The 20,974-nt window shown below is 71.9% G+C and carries 23 protein-coding genes; 16 read left to right on the plus strand and 7 right to left on the minus strand.

The features are described 5' to 3' along the window. The first annotated feature begins 41 nt into the window (after positions 1-41). From FFS10_RS17490 to FFS10_RS17505, 4 genes are all read left to right on the plus strand, one after another. Positions 42-551 (plus strand): HugZ family pyridoxamine 5'-phosphate oxidase, encoded by a 510-nt coding sequence (locus FFS10_RS17490; protein WP_137895755.1) that lies wholly within the window; start codon positions 42-44, stop codon positions 549-551. Positions 552-559: 8 nt separating this feature from the next. Further along, on the plus strand, positions 560-1,216 hold the full coding sequence (locus FFS10_RS17495) for an RluA family pseudouridine synthase (protein ID WP_137895756.1): 657 nt from the start codon (positions 560-562) through the stop codon (positions 1,214-1,216). A 67-nt stretch (positions 1,217-1,283) separates the two neighbouring features. After that, positions 1,284-1,907: a dioxygenase family protein gene (locus tag FFS10_RS17500; RefSeq protein WP_137895757.1), complete on the plus strand. Its 624-nt coding sequence runs from the start codon at positions 1,284-1,286 to the stop codon at positions 1,905-1,907. Between the two features lie 33 nt (positions 1,908-1,940). After that, entirely contained in the window at positions 1,941-2,696 is a 756-nt protein-coding gene (locus FFS10_RS17505) for an SDR family NAD(P)-dependent oxidoreductase (RefSeq protein ID WP_137895758.1), read from the plus strand. Between the two features lie 211 nt (positions 2,697-2,907). On the opposite strand, the gene FFS10_RS17510 is transcribed toward FFS10_RS17505, so the two are convergent. Next, positions 2,908-3,342, minus strand: a complete 435-nt coding sequence (locus tag FFS10_RS17510; protein WP_137895759.1) for a universal stress protein — start codon at positions 3,340-3,342, stop codon at positions 2,908-2,910. A gap of 144 nt (positions 3,343-3,486) precedes the next feature. Between FFS10_RS17510 and bktB the strand changes: the two genes are divergently transcribed. Next, a complete protein-coding gene (gene bktB / locus FFS10_RS17515) occupies positions 3,487-4,671 on the plus strand; it encodes a beta-ketothiolase BktB (protein WP_137895760.1) in 1,185 nt (394 codons plus the stop codon). A gap of 45 nt (positions 4,672-4,716) precedes the next feature. Beyond that, positions 4,717-5,679 (plus strand): Bug family tripartite tricarboxylate transporter substrate binding protein, encoded by a 963-nt coding sequence (locus FFS10_RS17520; protein ID WP_137895761.1) that lies wholly within the window; start codon positions 4,717-4,719, stop codon positions 5,677-5,679. Positions 5,680-5,786: 107 nt separating this feature from the next. On the opposite strand, the gene FFS10_RS17525 is transcribed toward FFS10_RS17520, so the two are convergent. Together FFS10_RS17525 and FFS10_RS17530 are read right to left on the minus strand one after the other, a co-directional pair. Further along, on the minus strand, positions 5,787-6,224 hold the full coding sequence (locus FFS10_RS17525; protein ID WP_137895762.1) for a universal stress protein: 438 nt from the start codon (positions 6,222-6,224) through the stop codon (positions 5,787-5,789). Between the two features lie 69 nt (positions 6,225-6,293). Beyond that, entirely contained in the window at positions 6,294-7,040 is a 747-nt protein-coding gene (locus FFS10_RS17530) for a 2OG-Fe dioxygenase family protein (RefSeq protein ID WP_137895763.1), read from the minus strand. A 141-nt stretch (positions 7,041-7,181) separates the two neighbouring features. Here FFS10_RS17530 and FFS10_RS17535 point away from each other — a divergent pair, with 141 nt between their 5' ends. Further along, positions 7,182-7,673, plus strand: coding sequence for a hemerythrin domain-containing protein (locus FFS10_RS17535; RefSeq protein ID WP_137895764.1), 492 nt, complete (start codon positions 7,182-7,184; stop codon positions 7,671-7,673). A gap of 91 nt (positions 7,674-7,764) precedes the next feature. Here FFS10_RS17535 and FFS10_RS17540 read toward each other — a convergent pair whose 3' ends face one another. Then, on the minus strand, positions 7,765-8,253 hold the full coding sequence (locus FFS10_RS17540) for a hypothetical protein (RefSeq protein WP_137895765.1): 489 nt from the start codon (positions 8,251-8,253) through the stop codon (positions 7,765-7,767). A gap of 249 nt (positions 8,254-8,502) precedes the next feature. Here FFS10_RS17540 and FFS10_RS17545 point away from each other — a divergent pair, with 249 nt between their 5' ends. Next, positions 8,503-9,162: a DUF502 domain-containing protein gene (locus tag FFS10_RS17545; protein WP_137895766.1), complete on the plus strand. Its 660-nt coding sequence runs from the start codon at positions 8,503-8,505 to the stop codon at positions 9,160-9,162. 5 nt (positions 9,163-9,167) lie between these two features. Here the strand turns inward: FFS10_RS17545 and FFS10_RS17550 are convergent, their stop codons facing one another. Both FFS10_RS17550 and FFS10_RS17555 read right to left on the minus strand, forming a co-directional pair. Beyond that, positions 9,168-10,856 carry a long-chain fatty acid--CoA ligase gene (locus FFS10_RS17550; protein WP_137895767.1) on the minus strand — a complete coding sequence of 563 codons (1,689 nt, stop codon included), beginning with the start codon at positions 10,854-10,856 and terminating at the stop codon, positions 9,168-9,170. Positions 10,857-10,969: 113 nt separating this feature from the next. After that, the gene (locus FFS10_RS17555; protein WP_137895768.1) at positions 10,970-12,721 is read right to left on the minus strand and encodes a cache domain-containing sensor histidine kinase; all 1,752 of its coding nucleotides are present in this window, start codon (positions 12,719-12,721) and stop codon (positions 10,970-10,972) included. A gap of 145 nt (positions 12,722-12,866) precedes the next feature. On the opposite strand from FFS10_RS17555, the gene FFS10_RS23035 reads away from it, so the two are divergent. The 6 genes from FFS10_RS23035 to FFS10_RS17580 all read left to right on the plus strand — a co-directional run bounded on the left by FFS10_RS23035 (position 12,867) and on the right by FFS10_RS17580 (position 17,891). Beyond that, on the plus strand, positions 12,867-13,037 hold the full coding sequence (locus tag FFS10_RS23035; RefSeq protein WP_171016170.1) for a hypothetical protein: 171 nt from the start codon (positions 12,867-12,869) through the stop codon (positions 13,035-13,037). Between the two features lie 8 nt (positions 13,038-13,045). Further along, on the plus strand, positions 13,046-14,056 hold the full coding sequence (locus tag FFS10_RS17560) for a P1 family peptidase (protein WP_137895769.1): 1,011 nt from the start codon (positions 13,046-13,048) through the stop codon (positions 14,054-14,056). Then, complete coding sequence (locus FFS10_RS17565) at positions 14,053-15,393, plus strand: TAXI family TRAP transporter solute-binding subunit (protein ID WP_137895770.1); 1,341 nt, start codon at positions 14,053-14,055, stop codon at positions 15,391-15,393. The genes FFS10_RS17560 and FFS10_RS17565 overlap by 4 nt, the downstream gene beginning before the upstream one ends. A gap of 291 nt (positions 15,394-15,684) precedes the next feature. Continuing rightward, entirely contained in the window at positions 15,685-16,338 is a 654-nt protein-coding gene (locus FFS10_RS17570; protein ID WP_137895771.1) for an ArsR/SmtB family transcription factor, read from the plus strand. 15 nt (positions 16,339-16,353) lie between these two features. Further along, complete coding sequence (locus FFS10_RS17575; RefSeq protein WP_137895772.1) at positions 16,354-16,638, plus strand: hypothetical protein; 285 nt, start codon at positions 16,354-16,356, stop codon at positions 16,636-16,638. Next, complete coding sequence (locus FFS10_RS17580; RefSeq protein ID WP_137895773.1) at positions 16,638-17,891, plus strand: MFS transporter; 1,254 nt, start codon at positions 16,638-16,640, stop codon at positions 17,889-17,891. Before FFS10_RS17575 ends, FFS10_RS17580 begins: the two co-directional genes overlap by 1 nt. A gap of 60 nt (positions 17,892-17,951) precedes the next feature. Here the strand turns inward: FFS10_RS17580 and FFS10_RS17585 are convergent, their stop codons facing one another. Next, a complete protein-coding gene (locus FFS10_RS17585) occupies positions 17,952-18,305 on the minus strand; it encodes a nucleotide pyrophosphohydrolase (RefSeq protein WP_137895774.1) in 354 nt (117 codons plus the stop codon). A gap of 301 nt (positions 18,306-18,606) precedes the next feature. Here FFS10_RS17585 and FFS10_RS17590 point away from each other — a divergent pair, with 301 nt between their 5' ends. Both FFS10_RS17590 and FFS10_RS17595 read left to right on the plus strand, forming a co-directional pair. Continuing rightward, the gene (locus FFS10_RS17590) at positions 18,607-20,670 is read left to right on the plus strand and encodes a lysozyme family protein (protein WP_137895775.1); all 2,064 of its coding nucleotides are present in this window, start codon (positions 18,607-18,609) and stop codon (positions 20,668-20,670) included. A gap of 15 nt (positions 20,671-20,685) precedes the next feature. Continuing rightward, a partial coding sequence (locus FFS10_RS17595) for a hypothetical protein (RefSeq protein WP_137895776.1) occupies positions 20,686-20,974 on the plus strand: 289 nt, incomplete at its 3' end.

Genomic DNA, 20,974 nt, shown 5'->3' on the forward strand with positions numbered 1-20,974 from the left:
GGCCGGCGCCGGGGCCGACAGGGCGGTGCCAGAATGGCGCCATGCCCGCCCAAGCTCCCGAACCGTCCGCCGAATCCCGCCTGGACCAGGCCTTGCGCGCGCTGCTCGCCAGCCGCCGCACCGCCGCCCTGAGCACCCTGCAGGCCGCGGCGCCCGACCGGCCCAGCGTCTCCATGGTGCCCTACGCCCTGCTGCCCGGGGCAGGCAGCCTGGTGCTGCATGTCAGCAGCCTGGCCGGCCATACCCGCAACCTGCTCGCCCAGCCGCGGGTTTCGCTGCTGGTCGCGGCGCCCGAGGCCGAGGGCGAGCCGGTGCACGCCCTGCCCCGCGTCACGCTCGAGGGCCTGGCCCGGCTGCCCGAACCCGGCAGCGCCGACTGGGAAGCGGCGCGCACGGCCTACCTGGCACGCTTTCCCGAGGCCGAGCCCATGACCCAGCTCGGCGACTTCAGCTTCGTGCTGGTGGCGCTGAGCGGCGCACGCCAGGTGGCCGGCTTCGGCGCGGCGCGCAGCCTGGACGCCGAGCGGCTGGCCGGCCTGCTCGAGGCCTGAGGAACAGCGTGCCGCTGCCGACCGAGGTCCCGCTGGTCCATGCCGACGAGCAGCTGCTGGTGCTGGACAAGCCCGCCGGCCTGCTGGCCGTGCCGGGGCGCGGCGCCGACAAGCAGGACTGCCTGAGCGCCCGCGCCCAAGCGCTGTGGCCCGACGCCCTGGTGGTGCACCGGCTGGACATGGCGACCTCGGGCCTGCTGGCGATGGCGCGCGGCGCCGAGGCCCAGCGCAGCCTGAGCATGGCCTTCGCCGCGCGCGCCGTGCACAAGCGCTACGAGGCAGTGGTCCAGGGCCTGCTGGCCGCGCCCGAGAGCGCGGACGGCTGGGGCGAGATAGCCCTGCCGCTGATCCTCGACTGGCCCAACCGGCCGCGCAGCATCGTCGACCCTGGGCGCGGCAAGCCCAGCCTCACGCGCTGGCGCGTCCTGGCCCAGGACCGGGCCGGTGGCACCACCCGCGTGGCGCTGGAGCCGGTCACCGGCCGCTCGCACCAGCTGCGCGTGCACCTGCAGTGCATGGGCCACCCCATCCTGGGCGACGCGCTCTACGCGCCACCGGAAGTGCGGGCGCGTGCCGACCGCCTGCTGCTGCACGCCTGCGCGCTGCGCCTGCCCCACCCGGCAACGGGACAGGCCTGCGATTTCAGCAGCCCGGCCCCGTTCTGAGCCCCAGGCGACGGAACTTGGCCCGCCGCCGGCGCCTCTGACCCTTGGAGCTTTTGGAGATCGCGCCATGCCCTCTACCCGCCACCCGATCCGCCGTCGCCAGGTCTCGGCCGCCTTGCTCGCCGCCCCCTGGGTCTGGCCAGCAGCGCAGGCGCAGGGCGGACGGCCGCTCACCCCCGCGCAGACCGAGGGACCGTTCTACCCCGTGGCAATGCCCGAGGACAGCGATTACGACCTGCTGCGCAACGGCGTGCGGAACTACCGCCTCGGCCAGCCGGCCTGGCTCGAAGGCCAGGTGAGCGACCCCGAGGGCCGGCCGGTGCGCGGCGCCCAGGTCGAGATCTGGCAATGCGACCAGGCCGGCCATTACCACCATCCCGGGGACGGCGGCCGCGCCGACCCGGCCTTCCAGGGCTTTGGCCGCGTCACGGTGGATGACCAGGGCCGCTACCGCTTTCGCACCCTGCGGCCCGCGCCCTACAGCGGGCGCACGCCTCACATCCACCTCAAGGTCAGGCTGGGCCCGCGCGAGCTGCTGACCACCCAGGTCTACGTCGCGGGCGAAGCCGGCAACGCGCGCGACCTGCTGTGGCGCCGGCTCGACGAGGCGGGGCGCGCCGCGCTCACCGTGCCGTTCACACCCGGCGCGGATGGGCTCAGGGCCTTGTTCCCCATTGTGGTCGCGGCCTGAACGACGCGGCCGGGGCCGCGCTACGATGGGCCCATGAACGCCCATCTCACCATACTCACCGGCGCCTCGCGCGGCCTGGGGCTCGCCATGGCGCGGCAGCTGTTGCAGCCCGAGCGCACCCTGCTGTGCCTGTCGCGCCAGCTCAGCGAGGAGCTGGCGCAGGAGGCGCAGCGGCGCGGCGCTCCGCTGATCCAGTGGTCGCAGGACCTGGCCGAGGGCGCCGCAGCCGCCGAGAGCCTGTCGCAATGGCTGGCCGAGCAGCCAGCGCAGCGCTTCGCCACCGCCACGCTGATCAACAACGCCGGCGTCATTGCGCGCATCGCCCCGCTCAGCGAGGCCGACCCGGGGGCGCTGGCGGGCGCCCTGCGCGTGGGCCTGGAAGCGCCCATGCTGCTGGCCGCCGCCTTCCTGCACGCCACCGAACACTGGGCCGGCACGCGCAAGCTGCTCAACGTCTCTTCGGGCCTGGGCCGCCGCCCCATGGCCTCGCAGGCCGGCTACTGCGCGGCCAAGGCTGGCCTGGACCATTTCACGCGCTGCCTGGCGCTGGAGGAGGCGCTCAAGCCCCATGGCGCGCGCGTATGCTCCCTGGCGCCCGGCGTGATCGACACCGACATGCAGGTGCAGCTGCGCGGCGCCGACCCCGCCGCCTTCCCGGACCGGGACCGCTTCACCGGACTCAAGGCGGCCGGCCAGCTCAGCAGCCCCTCCGAAGCCGCCGCACGCGTGCTGGCCTACCTGGCGCGCCCGGATTTCGGCGCCGAACCGGTGGCCGACGTGCGCGACTGAAGACATGCCCCCACGCTTACCGCTTCGCGTGCTGCGCTGGGCTCGCGCAGCGTCCGTGCGCGCAGCTGTGCAGCGTAGCGAGCCCATGCCGGGCCTGCGCTATGCACGTTCCGAGGCATCACGCTTCGACCCGGCCCCGAGGGGGCCCAGGTCGGCTTGGGGCGGCCCGGCGCCGACCTGAGTACGCCCACCGACGGCCCGCGCAGCCGGCTCAATGCAGGGCCAGCACCGGTAGCTTGGTGTGGGCGAGCACGCGCTGGGTCTGGCTGCCGATCAGCAAGCGCTCGACCGCGCCCATGCCATGCGTGCCCATGACGATCAGGTCGGCCCCGGCCGTGTGGGCGGCCTCCAGGATGCCCTGATGAATGGGGTGCTCGCTGGACAGGATGCGGTGGCAGCGCACGCCGGCCTGCTGGGCCAGCTTCTCCGCAGCCTCCAGCCGGACCAGCGCGGCCTCGCGCGCCGAGTCCTGGCGCACGGTTTCCTCGGGCACATGGGCGCTGTCCGTGATGCCGCTGGGGAAACGCTCGATCACGGTCATGACGGTGACCTCGGCGCCCAGGGACTGCGCCAGCGCCACCCCCTGGCGCACCGCGCTCAGCGAGGTCTCGGACCCGTCGGTCGGCAAGAGAAGATGCTTGTACATGGCGACAGCTCCTGTAACCGGGTTGACAGCAGGTCAGCCCCCGGGCAATTCTGTCGTGCCATACTGAACCGTGTCAAATCGCCCGTGCAGCGCCTGCGGCGCGCCGGCCCACCGCTTTTCCTATCTGTTTTCAGGAGACATCCCATGACCCGTGAAGTCGTCGTCGTCAGCGCCGTGCGCACCGCCATCGGAACCTTTGGCGGCAGCCTCAAGGACCAGCCCCCCACCCAGCTCGGCGCCCTGGTGGTCAAGGAATCGCTGGCGCGCGCCGGCGTGGCCGGCCAGGACGTGGGCCATGTGGCCTTCGGCCATGTGGTCAACACCGAGCCGCGCGACATGTACCTCTCGCGCGTGGCCGCCATCGAGGGCGGCTGCGACCAAGGCACGCCGGCCTTCAACGTCAACCGCCTGTGCGGCTCTGGCCTGCAGGCCATTGTCTCGGCCAGCCAGGCCATCCTGCTGGGCGACTGCGAGGTCGCGATCGGCGCCGGCGCCGAATGCATGAGCCGCGCCCCCTACGCCAGCCTGTCCACGCGCTTTGGCGCGCGCATGGGCGACACCAAGATGGTGGACATGATGGTGGGTGCCCTGCACGACCCCTTCCACAACATCCACATGGGCGTGACGGCCGAGAACATCGCGGCCAAGTGGGGCATCACCCGCGAGGACCAGGACCGGCTGGCCGTGCAGAGCCACAACCGCGCCCAGAAGGCCACGGAAGCCGGCTACTTCAAGGAGCAGATCGTGCCGGTGATGCTCAAGAGCCGCAAGGGCGAGGTGGCCTACGCGACCGACGAGCATTTCCGCACCGACGCGACGCTGGAGGACATGGCCAAGCTCAAGCCGGTGTTCCTCAAGGAGAACGGCACGGTGACGGCGGGCAACGCCTCGGGCATCAACGACGCGGCGGCGGCCGTGGTGCTGATGGAAGCCGGCACGGCCAAGGCGCGCGGCCTGGCGCCCATGGCGCGCCTGGTGGCCTACGCGCATGCGGGCGTGGACCCCAAGTACATGGGCATAGGCCCGGTGCCGGCGACGCAGCTGGCGCTCAAGAAGGCGGGCCTGACGGTGAACGACCTGGACGTGGTGGAGGCCAACGAGGCCTTCGCGGCCCAGGCCTGCGCGGTGACCAAGGACTTGGGGCTGGACCCGGCCAAGGTCAACCCCAACGGCTCGGGCATCTCGCTGGGCCACCCGATAGGCGCCACCGGTGCGTTGATCACGGTGAAGGCCCTGCACGAGCTCAATCGCATCCAGGGCCGCTATGCGCTGGTGACCATGTGCATAGGCGGCGGCCAGGGCATCGCGGCGATCTTCGAGCGGGTCTGAGGGCGCTGCCTAGAATGGGGGCCTTCCGTTTCTTCTGAAGCCCCCATGATCCGCAAACTGCTCGCCTTCTTGACCCTGGCCCTGGCCGCCTTTGCGGCCCAGGCCCAGGCCTATCCCGCCAAGCCGATCCGCCTCATCGTGCCCTTCCCGCCCGGCGGCGGCACCGACATCCTCTCGCGCCTGGTCGCCAGCAAGCTGACCGAGGTGAACAAATGGACCGTGGTGGCCGACAACCGCGCCGGCGCGGGCGGCACCATAGGCATCGCCGAGGCCGTCAAGGCGGCGCCGACCGGCTACGAGATGGTGATGGGCCAGAAGGACAACCTGGTCGTCGCGCCCTGGCTGTACAAGAACATCAGCTACGAGCCGACGCGCGACCTGGTAGCCGTGGCCCATGTGGCCCACACGCCGGTGGTCATCGCCACCCACGCCAACTCGCGCTTCAAGACCCTGGCCGACGTGGTGAGCGCGGCGCGCGCGGCGCCCGACACCCTCACCTACGGCTCGCCCGGCAACGGCACCACCATCCACCTGGCCGGCGACCTGTTCGAGAAGGCCGCCAAGGTCAAGATCCGCCACGTGCCCTACAAGGGCTCGAACCCGGCGATGATGGACGCGCTGGCCGGCAACATCGACCTGCTGGTGTCCTCGGTGCCCTCGGCGCTGGGGCAGATCAAGTCCGGCAAGCTGCGCGCCCTGGCCGTGACCTCGGCGCGCCGCAGCAGCTCGCTGCCCGAGGTGCCCACGGTCGCCGAGTCGGGCTACAAGGACTTCGACGTCAGCACCTGGTACGGCCTGTTCATGCCGGCCGGCACGCCCAAGGACATCGTCGTCACGGTCAACGCCGAGGTCAACAAGCTGCTGGCCCAGCCCGATGTCAAGGCCGCGATCCATGCCCAGGGCGCCGAGCCGCGCGCCATGACACCCGAACAGTTCTCCAGCCTGCTCAAGAGCGACTACCTCAAGTGGAAGGGCATCGTCCAGACCTCGGGCGTGCAGATCGAGTAAGCGACTTCCGGCGCTGTGCGGCCGCGCCGCGCCAGCCGCACAGCACAACGGCTCCCCAGGGAGCCGTTGTCGTTTTCAATGGGCCTTGGGGGCCGGCCGGCGCGAGCTCAGTCGCGCACCACCAGCACCGGCAGCGTGGCATGGGCCAGCACGCGCTGGGCCACGCTGCCCAGCACCAGCTTTTCCAGGCCTCGGCGGCCGTGCGAGCCCATTACCACCAGGTCGGCACCAATGGCCGTGGCGGTCTCGAGGATGCCGCGCCAGGCGGTGTGCGACTCGACCACCCGCGTCTGCACCGCCAGCCCGTCGGATTCGAGCTGCTCGCGCGCGGCCTTGATGGCATCGTTGGCCTCGGCCGTGGCTGCGTTCAGGTACTGCGCCTGGCCGTAGGCGAAGTCGGTGCCCACCCCGGTGAAGGGATAGGGGTCGATCACGTAGATCGCCGTCAGAGCGCTGCCGAAGGCCTTGGCCAGGCCGGCGGCCTTGGCCACCGCCTGCATCGAGGTGGGGGAACCGTCCACGGGAACCAGGATGTGCTTGAACATGATCGGACTCCTGTCAGTCAAACATAGCGCAGTGTCCTGCCGGAGCCGGCCAGCGTCAACCGGCCCGGATCAGGCCGCTTCATCCTGGAAGCCCCCGGCGCGCAGGGTCACGACCAGGGTGTCGCGGTGGCCGACCTCGGCGCCCAGCGGCTGGATAGGCGTGGACTCGTGGATCACGCGGACGTCGTCGAGCAGCAGCAGCGACCAGGGCTCGGTCAGCGTGAAGCGCTGCCCCTGCGGCCCCTGTGCGTCGAACACCCGGGTCTCGCCGCCCTTGATGCCCTCGCGCGAGACCAGGAACACCGCGACCAGGTCGACGCCGTCGCGGTGCGCGCCTTCGGGCGTGGGCCGGCCTATGCCGTCGGTGGTGTCGATGCGGAACTGGTGGGCCTCGACGAACCAGGGCTGCGCGCCGCGCAGGCCCGATGCCAGCTGGGCCAGCCAGCCGATCAGCTGCAGCCAGGCCGGCTGGCCTATGGTCGAGGCCAGCATGGGCTCGAACCAGCGCTGCATGCCGCCGTGCAAGGCGTTGTAGGCCAGCGGCTGCCAGTGCGCACGGTGCGGGGTGGTGGTGATGCGGTCGTCCTCGACCACGAAGCAGGCATGGCGGCGGCGCCGGTAGCGCCCGCCGTCCTTGAGGTACAGGTCGGGCGGCAGCAGCGCCCAGTCCTCGCCCAGGGCCAGCAGCTCGTCCAGGGCCACGCCGGCCAGGGCGGCCACGTCGCTGGCCGGCAGCACGGCGAAGCCCTGCTCGCGCAGTTGCGCCCCGAGGCGTGTGGGCGGCGTGAGCGGAGGCGGCAGCAGGGGTTCGGCCATGGCGGTTTGCAAGCTTGGGGTGACGGGGTGCCAAGCATAGCGCGTCGGCGCGCGCGGCCATTGCGCCAGGGCCTGACCTGGATCAAGAACGCGGGACGCTTGGCTGGCTAAGCTCCGGCCTCACCCTGACGGAGACTGGAAATGCCCCAACTTGAATGGTCCGACGCACTGGCGCTGGAGCTGCCGGCGATGGACGAGACGCACCGCGAGTTCGTCGACCTGCTGGCGCAGGTGGAGGCCGCCCCGGACGAGGGGCTGCTGGCGCATTGGCGCAGCCTGGTCGAGCACACCGACGCGCATTTCGGCCGCGAGGACCAGTGGATGCAGCAGACCCGCTTCGCCTCGTCCAACTGCCACAGCGTGCAGCACAAGGTGGTGCTGCAGGTGATGCGCGAGGGCCTGGCACGCGGCGAGGCCGGCGATCTGGCCCTGGTGCGGCAGATGGCGCAGGAGCTCGCGATCTGGTTTCCGCAGCACGCCCAGTCGATGGACGCGGCGCTGGCGCTGCACCTGCGCCGCGCGGGCTACGACCCCGAGACCGGCGAGATGCTGAACCCCCTGGCTTTGCCGCAGGAGATGATCCACGGCTGCGGCGGCGCCAGCTGCTCGGATCAGGCGGCCGAGCCGGCATGAGCGCGCGGCCTGCGTGTTCTTGGCCCGAGTGGTTGGCGACCTGGTCGGACAAGCTGTACCTCGAGCCCTGAAGCCGCCCGGCGCGGCCGGCTCAATCCTTGTCCTTGCCCTTTCCGTGGCCCTTGCCATGACCCTTGCCATGGCCATGGTCCCCATCGCGGTCCTGGCCGTGGTGGCGGCCGTCGTCGCGCTCGAAGCCATGCGATTCGCGCGGTCCGCGGTCATTGCCCCCCCGGCCGCCGCGCACGTACTTGCCGCGGCTGTCGACGTTGACGAAATACACGGGCTGGGCGCAGGCGTTGTACTTGCTGCAGTGCTTGGCCCAGTTCTTGGCATGGCCGGGCGGCACGTAGAGGTAGAGCGGCCGCTGGGGCACGCCGACCACCGGCCGCGCAATGATCATGGGCTGGGCATAGAGCACCGGCGGCGGCGGCGCATTGCCCAGGTCGATGCGGCCGTAGACGCCGGGCGCGAGCACCCCCTCCACCGTGGCGCTGATGTAGGTGTCGGCGGCCGAGGCGCTGCCGATGCCGGCCAGCGCCAGCAGGGCGGCGGCCACGAGACGAGGTGAGGCGAACATGGGAACTTCCTTTCGTTGTCAGACTTCGACAGGCTCAGTTTGTAACAAGCGCTGGCGCAATCGGTTGCGGGCTCCGGTGAAATCTGCAACAGAACGTATCGGAACGCAGGAAATCCGGCGGAATCGTGGCAAAAGTCACACGCTTTGAGCCCGGGCCGAGCCTGAGCAGGCATGGATGGACGCCGGCGATCGCGCAGCCGCGCCCCGGGCGCCGGCCGGCGCTCATGCGGAGCGGCTAAGCTTGGGGCCATGTTCAAGCCTCAACACCCTTTGCGGACCTGGATCACCGGCCTGCTGGCCGTGCTGCCGCTGGCGGCCACCGTGCTGCTGCTGGTCTGGACCCTGCAGTTCCTGTCGGCCTGGTTCGGCCCCGAAAGCCTGTTCGGCCTGTTCCTGACCCGCATCGGCCTGGGCGTGACCGAATCGCGGGTCGCCGGCTATCTGATCGGCATGCTGCTCTTGATGCTCAGCCTCTACGGCTTCGGCCTGCTGGTCGAGACCGGCCTGCAGCGCGGCCTGGCGCGCCTGGTCAACGCGCTGATGCATCGCATCCCCGTGGTGCGCACGGTCTACGACGTGCTGCGCAAGCTGGTGGCCCTGTTCGCCAAGCCGCAGCAGGAAGGCTTGAAGTCGATGAGCCCGGTGTGGCTGCATTTCGGCGGACGCGACGCCGCCGGCACCGTGGTGCTGGGCCTGCTGTCCACGCCCGAGCCGGTGCAGATCGGCGGGCGGGCCTGCCACGGCGTGCTGGTGCCCACGGCGCCGGTGCCGGTCGGCGGCGGCCTGATCTACGTGCCGGCCGAATGGGTGGAGCCGGCCGAGGTGGGCATGGAGGGCCTGACCAGCATCTACGTGTCCATGGGCGTGACCTCGGCGCAGTACATAGGGCGCACCGAACCGGCTGGCTGAGATCCTCAGGCGTCCTCGGCTTCCTGCAGCGCGCGCCACATCACCTTGCCGCTGCCGCTCTTTGGCAGGGCATCGACGAACTGCACCACGCGCGGTGCCTTGTAGACCGCCATGTGCTCGCGGCACCAGGCGATGAGTTCCTGCTCACCGAGCCGGCCGCGGTGGCCGGGGCGCAGTACGACCACGGCCTTGACCGATTCGCCGCGGTAGGTATCGCGGGTGGCGATCACGCAGGCTTCCTGGATCGCCGGATGACGGAACATCAGCGCCTCGACCTCGGCCGGCCAGACCTTGAAGCCGCTCGCATTGATCATGCGCTTCAGGCGGTCGGTCATGAAGAAGTAGCCGTCCTCGTCCACCCGCCCCATGTCGCCGGAGCGAAAAAAACGCTTGCCCTCGAGTTCGATGAAGGCCTGGTCCGTGGCCTCGGGGCGCTTCCAGTAACCCAGGAAGACCTCGGGGCCGCTGATGACGATCTCGCCCGATTCGCCCACCGGCAGCTCCTTCAGCGTGTCCGGGTCGATCACGCGCGCGTCGGTGCTCAGAAACGGGATGCCCAGGCATTGCTGCTTGGGCGCGTCGGGCGGGTTCATGTGCGAGGGCGCGGCGGTTTCGGTCAGGCCGTAGCCCTCGACGTAGCGCAGGCCGAACTGCTCGAGCAGGCGCTGGGCCACGGCCTGCGGCATGGCCGCCCCGCCGCCGCCGATGTGGACCAGGCTGGACAGCTCGTACTGTTCGAGATGCGGGCTGGCCAGCAGGTCTATCACCATGGTCGGGATGTTGGTCCAGTGGGTCACGCGCCAGCGCGAGATCAGGCGCCCGGCCAGCTCGCGGTCCCAGCGCGGCATCAGGACCAGGGTGGCGCCCAGGTAGATGCTGGCGTGCATCAGCGCCACCATGCCGGTGATGTGGAACATGGGCACCACTGCCAGCGTCACGTTCTCGGCTGTGCCGTTGGCCCAGACCGCGCTCGCGATGGCGTTGTGCATCAGCGTGGCATGGCTGTGCATGCAGCCCTTGGGCAGTCCGGTGGTGCCGCTGGTATAGGGCAGGACGGCCAGGTCGGCCGGCCCGGCGCTGGCCGCGGGCAGCGGCAGCGCCTCGGCCAGGGCCTCGGTCCAGGCCAGCACCTGCCCACCGTCCAGGCTGGGCAGCGCATGCCGCTGGCCCAGCCATTCGGCCCAGGCCGCGGGCGGCGCGTCCTCGCCCGCGGCCTGCCCGTCCATGACGTCGCCGAACTGGGTCACGATCAGCTGCGCCAGGCGCCCGGCGGGCGTCAGCGCGTCGCTCGCGCGCGCAAGCTCGGCCGCCAGGTCGCCGGTGGTGATGGCGACCCGGGCGTCGGGGTCGCTGATGCAATGCTTGAGCTCCTCGGCCCGGTTCATCGGGTTCACCGGCACCACCACGGCGTCGGCGCGCAGGATGGCGAAATGCGCGATCACCAGCTGGGGGCAGTTCTGCATGTTCAGCAGCACGCGGTCGCCCCGGCGCACGCCCAGCGCCACCAGGCGCGCGGCCAGCCGCTCGGCCTGCTGCAGCAGCTCGGCATAGGTCCACACCCGGCCGAAAAAGACCAGCGCCGCCTTGTCCGGGTAGCGCCTGGCGCTGACCGCCAGGTTGTCCCACAGCGACGTGGCGCAGGGCGTGAGGGCATGGGGCAGGCGTTTCGGCCAGAACCGGTGGTGCGCGCGCATGAAAGCATCTCCTCGGGGCTTTGCAGAACCGAGGCGGATGCTAGCCGGCCTGGCCCCGGACCGGGAGCCTGGACCTGTCACGCGCGTGACGGGTGGCGGCGGGGAAACCGCGCTCAGCGCACGGGCAGGAACACCTCGACCGTGGTGCCCTGGGCCGGGACCGAGCGCACCGCGATGCGGCCGCCCAGCAGCTCGACCAGCTCCTTGCACAGCGCCATGCCCAGGCCGCTGCCCTGCTCCCAGGCTACCGCCACCATGTGGAATTCCGAGTGGCGGAAGCGGTCGAACAGCCCCGCCATCTGCTCGGGCGTCATGCCCACGCCGGTGTCGACGACGCGGAACAGCCAGCCCTCGTCCTGCAGGCCGACCTCCAGGCCGACCCGGCCCTCGAGCGTGAACTTGACCGCGTTGTGCAGCAGGTTGCTGAGGATATGCATCAGCTTGATGCGGTCGGTGTGGATCTCGGCCGGCAGGTCCGGTGCATAGTCGACGCGGAAGGCCAGGCCCTTCTTCTCCGCCGCCTGGCGGTGCATGCCGGCCACCGCCTCGCAGAGGTCCCAGGGGTCGCACGGGCTGCGCGTGACCTCCATGCGACCCGCCTCGATCTTGGCCAGGTCCAGCATGGTGTTGACCAGCTCGTGCAGGTGCCGGGCACTCTTGTGGATCAGCTGGCCGTAGTTGGCTGCCTGCGCCGCGTCGGTGGACATGGCGACCAGCTCCGAGAAGCCCAGGATGCCGTTGAGCGGCGTGCGCAGCTCGTGCGAGACGCTGGCCAGGAAGCGCGACTTCATCTCGTTGGCCGAACTGGCCCTGCGCTGGCTCTCGTGCAGCTGTTGCGCGATGTCGTTGTTGCGCCGCAGGCCGCGCAGCATGTGGAAGGCCGCCGCGGCGGTGAAGGCGACGAACAGCCCGCCCAGCACCCAGGCCGCCAGGTGCAGGGCGCGCAGCTGCCCCAGCAGCACGGCGCTGTCGGTGCTGACGGCAACGATCAGCGGTGCGTTATCGAGCGACTCCAGGTGCCAGCTGCTGCCCTCCTGTAGCGCGCTGCGCGGCGTCTCGAACGCACCCGACAGCTTGCCCTGGCCCGACACGCGCAGCAGCGGCGAGCGCTTGACCTCCTGCAGGGAGATCAGCTGCGAGCCCACCCAGACGCGCGGCACGCCGTCCTCGCCGATCAGGCCGTAGCTGGCGCCGCCATCGGTCCTCAGGCCGGTGAAGAAATCGCCGATGAAACCGGGGTCCACGCTGGCCACCACCACGCCGACGAATCTGCCCGAATCCTTGAACACCGGACGGCTGAACTGCACGCTGGGCCGGCCCGACACCCGCCCGATCAGGGGCTTGCCGACGAACAGTCGGTCCTCGCTGCTGCCCAGGTGCACCTTGAAATGCTCGCGGTCGCCCAAGTAGATCGGGTTCACCCTGGGATCGATCGACGAGGCGGCGAGCCGCCCATGCGCGTCGATGATCGCGACCTGCACGATCATCTTCTTGAAGTTGGGAAAGGCCTCGCCCAGCGCCCACTGGTCGCGCAGCCCTCCCGTCTCCAGCCACTGGCGGCGCCCGGTCTTGAGCGTGTGGTCCACCAGGTCGAAGGCCGCCGTCGCGTGCAGCTTGAAGGCATGCGCCAGGTTCTGGTTCTGCAAGCGCACCCGCTCGGTCACCGAGCGCTGGCTGGCGACCACGAAATACGCGAGCGTGGCGCAGAACGCGATCGACACCAGGCAGGCCGCCAGTGCGACCAGGACCTGCACCCGGTCTATGCCCTGGCTCCGCACCAGCTGGCGCCAGCCCCCGGCCGCGGCGGGCGATGCCGTGGCGGGCCGGGCCGGGTCCCACTCCGAATCGATCGCGGTATCGTCCATGCGGTATTGTTGGTCTTGTTGCTTTGCGAAATGAATACCAGGTGGCGACTTTCCTCGGGAAAGCCACCAGCCCCCGCTCCAAGCCGGGCCTCGTCGTGCATCCATTGTTTCATCATTCCGCGAGGCGGGTTTGAGGAATGCGCCGATGAAAGTTGCCGGCATGCCTGCGAGCACCGAGGATTTTTGCGGCCCCCCCCATGCCGCAAAGCTGCTGGGCCTGTCCGTCGGCGCGGTGCAGCTCCTGGTCGAGATGCTGGACGGACTGCAGCAGTGGACAGGGCAGGCGCGCCGTCGCGTGCAGGCCGCAGCGACATAATCGGCCGCATGCATGCACGCCCTTCCCCCAGCGCCTGCGGCGCCATCACCCAGGTCGCCGGCATCGAAGTCGGCCACGACACCGACCCGCGCCGCCCCACCGGCTGCAGCGTGGTCTTGGCACGCGCCGGGGCGGTGGCCGGCGTGGACGTGCGTGGCGCCGCGCCCGGCACGCGCGAGACCGACCTGCTGGCCCCCGGCAACCTGGTCGAGCACGCGCATGCGGTGCTGTTGACGGGCGGCAGCGCCTTCGGCCTGGATGCCGCCGGCGGCGTGATGCGCTGGCTCGACGAACGCGGCATAGGCCTGGACGTGGGCGTGGCGCGCGTGCCCATCGTGCCGGCCGCCGTGCTGTTCGACCTGGCCGTGGGCGACGCCACCATACGCCCCGACGCCCAGGCCGGCTGGCGGGCCTGCGCCGCGGCCTCGCGCGCGCATCCGGCCGAGGGCTGCGTGGGCGCCGGCGCCGGCGCCACGGTGGGCAAGATGTTCGGCATGGCCCATGCCATGAAGGGCGGCATGGGCACGGCCTCGGTCACGCTGGACGGCGTGACCGTGGGCGCGCTGGTCGCCTGCAACGCGCTGGGCGACGTGGTCGACCCCGAGCGCGGCACGCCGGTCGCGGGCGCCCGCAGCGCCGACGGCCTGGCGCTGCGCGACACCCGGCTCGCCCTGCTGCGCGGCGAGTCGCCGGTGGCCCTGCGCGCGGGCACCAACACCACGATAGGCGTGATCGCCACCGACGCGCCGCTCGACAAGGCCCAGGCGCAGCGCCTGGCGCTGGCCGGGCACGACGGCCTGGCGCGCGCGATCAACCCGGTCCACACCCAGTCCGACGGCGACACGCTGTTCGCGCTCGCCACCGGCCTGGCCGGGCGCAGCCCCGGCATGACCGTGCTCGGCTTCATGGCGGCCGAGGCCGTGGCGCGCGCCACGCTGCGCGCCGTGCAGGCCGCGCAGGGCCTGCGCATCGGCGGCCTGTGGCTGCCGGCCGCGGCCGACCTGGGGGCCGCGCCATGAAGCCGCGCCAGGTCGCCGCCACCGCGCGCAACACCCTGCTCTCGCTGCGCGACCTGCTGGTCTCGGCCGGTCCGCTGGCGATCCTGGCCGTGGCGCTGCTGGTGCTGGCCTACTGGTGGCTGGACCCGGCGCCGCCGCGCCGCGTGCGCCTGGCCACCGGCCCGGCGCAAAGCGCCTACGCCGAGTTCGGCCAGCGCTACGCCAAGGCGCTGGCGGCCAACGGCATCGAGGTCGTGCTGGTGGAAAGCCAGGGCTCGCAGGCCAACCTGCAGCTGCTGCGCGAGGGCAAGGTGGACCTGGGCTTCGTGCAGGGCGGCAGCGGCGAGGCCCACACCGGGGACGACGAGCAGCCGCTGGTCTCGCTGGGCAGCCTGTTCGTCGAACCGGTCTGGCTGTTCTACCGCAAGGACGCGGCGCTGCAGCGCCAGCCCAACGGGCGGCTCGAACAGCTGGGCCAGCTGCGCGGCCTGCGCGTCAACGTCGGCACGGCGGGCAGCGGCGTGCCCAGCCTGATGGCCAAGCTGCTGGAGATCAACCGCATTCCCCCGGCCAGCCTTCGCCTCTCGCAGCGCGAGCAGACGCCGGCCACGGTGGACTTCCTGGCCGGCCGGCTGGACGTGCTGGTGTTCGCCTCGGCGCCCGAGGCGCTGATGGTGCAGATGCTGCTGCAGACGCCGGGCGTGGGCCTGATGGACTTCGCACAGAGCGAGGCCTACGCGCGCCGCCTGCCCTTTCTCACGCCCGTGCTGCTGCCGCGCGGCGTGGTCGACCTGGCGGCCGACCTGCCGCCGCGCGACGCGCGCCTGGTGGCCTCGACCACCGCCCTGCTGGCGCGCGAGGACACGCACCCGGCCCTGCTGCAGCTGTTCGCCCAGGCCGCCCAGGGCCTGCACGGCGCGGCCGGCTGGTTCAACCGCGCGCGCGAGTTCCCCAACCTCGCGCACAGCGAATACCCGATCGCCAGGGAGGCCGAGCGCACGGTCAAGGGCGGCCTGCCGCTGCTGCAGCGCTACCTGCCGTTCTGGCTGGCCAACCTGGTCGAGCGCATGTGGCTGGCGCTGGGCCTGATCGTCGCCATCCTGCTGCCGCTGTCGCGCATCGTGCCGCCGCTGTACGAGTTCCGCATCCGCTCGCGCGTGTTCCGCTGGTACGGCCGGCTGCGCGAGATCGAGGGCCGCCACGAGGCCGGCGAGGACACGCCGCAGGCCCTGGGCGAGGCCCTGGACACGCTGGAGCGGCAGGTGGAGAAGGTGATCGTGCCGCTGTCCTACGCCGACGAGCTGTATGCGCTGCGCAACCACATCCAGCTGGTGCGCGGCAAGCTGGTCAGGACCTGAGCCGCCCGGCAGCAGGCTGCGTTTTACGCCCGGCCGTGGCCTGGCCGGACCATGGCCTCACGGCAGGCGAGTGCCGTGAACCGGAAAGCGAGGGATGCGGCGAAGAAACAGCAGGTGGCCGTGATGCCGGCATCAGGCTGTGCCTGCGCGGCGGCGTCGCGGTGTCGTGGTCGAGGCCGATCGGATCGGTCATGGAGTTCACCACGCCTGCGCTGACGCAGGTCACGCACCGGCGGGCCGGGTTGCGTGCGGTGACGGGCATATAATTCAAATATTCTTTAGAATATAAGCATGATAAACGAGAAGAATAATCTTTACGAGCAGGTCACCCGCATTGGCAAGGCGGTGGCCAGCCCCAAGCGGCTGGAGCTCATCGAGCTGCTGTGCCAGGGCGAGAAAACGGTTGAGCTGCTAGCCGCGCAGGCGGGGATCGGCGTCAAGCTGGCCAGCGCCCATTTGAAGGAATTGCGGCTGGCCAGGCTCGTCGAGGGCCGCAAGGAGGGCAAGTACGTGCTGTACCGTCTGGCCGACACCGGCGTCGCCGACCTCTGGGTGACCCTGCGCAGCCAGGCCGAACGGCGGCTGGTCGAACTGCAAGTCGCCCTGGCGTCGCTCGTCGAACACCGCGACGACCTGGAAGGCCTTGACCGCAAGGTGCTGCTCGGAAAGGCCAGGACCGGCGAGGTGCTGGTGCTGGACGTCCGCCCGCAGGAAGAGTTCGCCGCCGCGCACCTGCCGCATGCGCGCTCCCTGCCCGTGGACGAGCTGCGCAAGCACCTGGCCGAGCTGCCGAAGGACGTGCCGGTCGTCGCCTACTGCCGCGGCCCGTTCTGCCTGATGGCCAAGGACGCTGTCGCGCTGCTGCGCAAAAAGGGCTATCGCGCCTACCACCTGAGCGATGGCGTGGCCGAATGGCGGGCCCGGGGCCTTCCCGTCGAGGTCTGAGGCCGAGAAAACGCCATGAGGAACCTGCCCATCCTCAACGAGGCTCCCTATGGCGGCGAGCGCGCCTGCCACGGCGCACGGGTGGCCGGCAGCGCCTGCGCTGCGGGTCTGCCCGGCAAGCCCGTCTCCACCCTCGGCCTAGACAAGCGCCGCAACCCCATGCTCTCGATGGCGCCCGAGGCCTGCGTCGACGCGCTGGCAGCCGACATACCGCCGCCACCCCGGGACATGGCCCGCATCGTCGAAGCCAGCCTGCGCGACCAAGCCCCCCGGGGCGCGCCGGCCGGAGCGCCAAACTGATGAACTACGGCCTGCGCGCCAACCTCGGCCAGGTGCTGCAGCAGCTGCTGCAGGTGCTGCTGGTGGGCATGACGATAGGCATGATGCGCAACGTGGTGCCGGCCCTGGCCGAGTCCGAGTTCGGCGTGCCGCGCGGCTCCTTCATGCTGCTCGTGGCCTTCGTCGCCGCCTTCGGTTTCGTCAAGGGCGCGATGAACTTCATGGCCGGCCGCCTGGCCGAGCGCATCGGCCGCCGGCGCGTGCTGATCCTCGGCTGGCTCGTCGCGCTGCCGATCCCGCTGCTGATCCGCTTCGCACCCTCCTGGTCCTGGATCGTCGCGGCCACGCTGCTGCTGGGCGTGAACCAGGGCCTGACCTGGTCCATGACCCAGACCGCCAAGCTCGACCTCACGCGCGCCGATCAGCGCGGCCTGGTCATAGGCCTCAACGAGTTCTCGGGCTACCTCGGCGTCGCGCTCGCGGGCATCGTGACCGGCTATGCCGCGGCGCGCCTGGGCCCGCGCGCGGGCCTGCTCTGGTTCGGCCTGATCGTCATTGGCGCGGCCACGCTGCTGGCCTGGCTGGCCGTGGCCGAGACCCTGCCCTGGGCCCGGGCCGAGGTCGACGCCCGCGCGTCCGAGCCGCACGCGGGCCTGGGCGCCGCGCCGGGCACGGCCGAGGTCTTCGCGCTGATGAGCTGGCGCGACCGGCGCCTCGTCGCGCTGTGCCAGGCCGGCCTGGTCGAGAAGTTCGTCGACGCCCTGGTCTGGGTGTTCTGGCCGGTCTACCTGCACCAGCGCGGCCTGAGCCTGCCCGGCATAGGCTGGATCGTCGGCGTCTACGGCTTCAGCTGGGGCGGCGCCCAGTTCCTCACCGGCCCGCTCTCGGACCGCCTGGGGCGGCACCGGCTCAACGTCGGAGGCATGTGGCTCTGCGCCTTGGGCGTGGCCCTGCTGCCGCTGGGCAGCGGCGCGGCCTGGTGGAGCGGCGCGGCCGCGCTCACGGGCCTGGGCATGGCCATGCTCTACCCCAATCTCAGCGCCGCCGTGGCCGACATCGCCGAGCCGCATTGGCGCGCCTCGGCGATCGGCATCTACCGCTTCTGGCGCGACCTCGGCTACGGCATAGGCGCGCTGGGCCTGGGCGCCGCCGCGGCGCTCGGCGGCCGCATCGAGGCCGCCTTCGGCTTCGTCGTCCTGGCCATGCTGCTCTCGGGCGCCTGGCTGTGGCGCTGGGGCGAGGAGACGCACCCGGGACTGCGCCGCGCAGCCTGAGCTCGTGCCGGCAGGTCCGGGGAGGTTCGCGGGGCCGTCCCCGTCCACGCGCCCATGGGGCTATGCCTGCGGCCCGGCGCCGGCGCCGGGGCCGCGCTGGCGCAGCGGTGGGTACTTCTCCGCGTTCCTGAGCAGCTTGCGGGCCACGGCGTCTTCCAGGTCCAGGCCCGTGTGGTCGGCCAACTGCAACAGGTAGAGCAGCACATCGGCCGCCTCCTCGGCGATGCGCGCCTGCAAGGCCGGGTCCTGCCGCGCGGCCTGCGACTGCTCGGGCGTCAGCCACTGGAACAGTTCGGCCAGCTCGGCCGCCTCGACCATCAGCGCCATGGCCAGGTTCTTGGGCGTATGAAACGGCTGCCAGTCCCGCTCGGCGGCGAAGGCGCGCAAGGTGGATTGCAGGGCGTTCAGGTCCATTCGTGGGCTCCTCGGGTGGCATGGGGCCGCCCCGTCGCGACGGCCGGGCACGGTCCCGCATGGTAGCCGCCGGCAGGGCCGCCGCGGCGCCGGGCTGCAACAGGCCTGTATCAGGCGCCGCCGCGCACGCGGCCTGCCGCCCGGCCAGGCTGTTTCAGCACCTGTACCGCGCGCTGTAAACCCCCCGCCCGCCGCACGGAAAAACACGCGGGAAATCAAGCACTTGGCCTTTGGCACGGGCTTTGCGCAGCAGCCTCCGTCCCGACCCGCGCGGTCGGAATCCTGTCCGGGAGGAGTCGACATGCTGACCATCGAGCACCCTGCGGCCGAAACGACGCGCGCCGCCCGCGCGCCACGCATCACGCCGGTCCACGACCCGGTGGAGCGCCGCCAGGGCGACCTGGTCTTCAACGTGGACACCGGCGGCCGGCCTTGCTATCGGGTGCTGATCGCGCGCGAGCGCTCGCTGTTCGCGCCCGAACAGGCCGGCGCGCGCAACGCCAGCAACTTCTACGACAGCCTGCGCGAGGGCCTGCAGCCCTTCGACGGGCCGCCCAGCCTCTACCTGGTGCCGCGCGCCGTGCTGCACGCCATGCTGCCGGCCCCCCGGCTCTACTACACCCTGATCGCCTACGAGGACCGCGGCGGCACCCAGGCCGTCTACGCCCATGCGCCCGAGTCCCTGGCCCGCGAGGCGCCCTCGGTCGGCATCGCGAGCGACCTCACGGCCCAGAGCCTGGGCCTGATGTTCGGCACGCCGGTCGAGCGCCTGCTGCGCGTGGGCAGCAGCGGCCTGGCCTGGGAGCAGGCCGGCGAGGAGGTCGGCGAGGACCTGGAGGCCGAGCCGCCACAGGAGATCGGCCTCGGCGCCGACGAGGGCGAGCCCCCTGTCGAGGACGAGGACGCGGTCGCCGAGGCCGCCGCCTACGACGCCGAGGAAGTGGGCGAGGACATGCTGCCCGGGCAGGCGGCGGCCGCGGACGAAGGCGAGCAGGACGGCGACGAGGGCGGCGATCCGGGCGATCCAGGCACCATGGCCTGGGCCGCTGCCAACGAGGACGAACTGCGCATGCCGGTCATGGAGGCCGCGCTGGGCGAGGCCGACGAGGATGGCGAGCCCGGCTGGGACGAGGCTGCCTCGCCGCGCGACACGCCGCTGTCGCCCTCGCTGGCCGACGACTACGACGACGGCTACGGCCTGCCCGACCCCGCGTACGCGCCCGAGCCTGCCGCCCAGGGCCTGGCGCTCGGCCACGAGGAGCCGTACGCCCAGGGCCACTACGGCGCCGAGCACGAGCAGGGCGAGGCCCGGGCCTACGGCGCCGACCCTGGCGGGCCCATGCCCGCCATGCTGCCCGACGAGGAGGCCGACGCCGATCACGCAGCACATGCCGGACAGGCCGGCGGGCAGGACGAGGACGACGAGGTCGAGATCGAGCCTCCCGCGGCGGCTCAGGCCTTCGCGGCGACGCCGCCGGGCGGCGCACGCCGGCCCTTCGACATCGAGGCCTGCAAGGGCCTGCTCGCGCGCATCATGCCCTTCGAGTCGGGCGACGAGGGCTTTGCCCGCGTCGGCCCCGACGGCGAGTTCGCCGGGCGCTACGGCACGGCCCATCCGGCCTACCAGCGCTACCACCTGGGCCTGAGCTTCGGCGGCTTCCCCTTCGTGCAGGAGCATGGCAGCCTGGGCCAGTTGCTGGCGCTGATGCGCGAGCGCGACCGCGCGGGCTTCGAGCGCATCTTCGGCGCCGAGGCCGAGGCCCTGGTCGCCACCACCACGACCAGCGAGGGCCCGCGCGCCTGGCAGGCCGCCGACGGCCTGTCGCCAAGGCTGCGCCCCGTCGGCGGCGCCCCGCTGTGGCAGGAGCCCTGGCTGGGGCGCTTTCGTGCGGCCGGCGCCCACCCGCCCTTCCAGGGCGCACAGAACGAGATGGCCGCCCGGCTGTACGTGCAGCCGGTGCTGCCGCTGGCGGCCCAGCTGGGCCTGGACTCCGAGCAGGCCCTGACCCTGCTGGTCGACCGCGCGGTGCAGATGGGGCCCGAGGCCGCGCTGGCCTGGGTGCTCGAGGCGGTGTCGCCGCTGCAGACGCCGGCGCAGCGCCAGCAGGCCCTGGCGCGGCTGGGCCACGCCGACCTGCGCGCCTTCCAGGCCGCCCAGCGCCTGCCGGACAGCGGCACCTGGGACCTGGCCACCCACGCCGCTCTGATCGCGGCGCTGCGCGGGCGGCCCGACACGCCGGTACCCATCCCCACGCGCGAGCAGATGGTCGACGCGCTCTTGCGCCACGCCGAGGGCGCACCCTGGTCCGAGCGCATGAAGCGCCTGCGCGCTGCCACCGCGGCGGACCGCCTGTTCCAGCTCTGACGCGGCGCCACGGCCATGCGCGAACAGCCCCATTCCGCCGCCACCCACGGCCCCGCCCCGGCGCTGGCCGCGGGCGGCCAGGAGGTCTCCGCGGTCCGGCACCTGGGCGAGGTGCTGGCGCGGGCCCCCGCCTACCACGCGCTGGACGCCGGTGCGCGGCGCGAGCTCGACCGCTCGCTCACGCGCATCCAGCAGGTGCTGGGCCCCGCCATGCGCGGGCCGCTGGCGCGCCAGATGGCGCCCGACCTGCGCAGCCAGCTGGCGCCGGGCGGCAGCCCCGCCCCTGCCCCGGCCGGCGCCAGCT

It is taken from the genome of Ramlibacter sp. 2FC (assembly GCF_005503345.1).
In the GTDB taxonomy this organism is placed as follows: Bacteria; Pseudomonadota; Gammaproteobacteria; order Burkholderiales; family Burkholderiaceae_C; genus SCMQ01.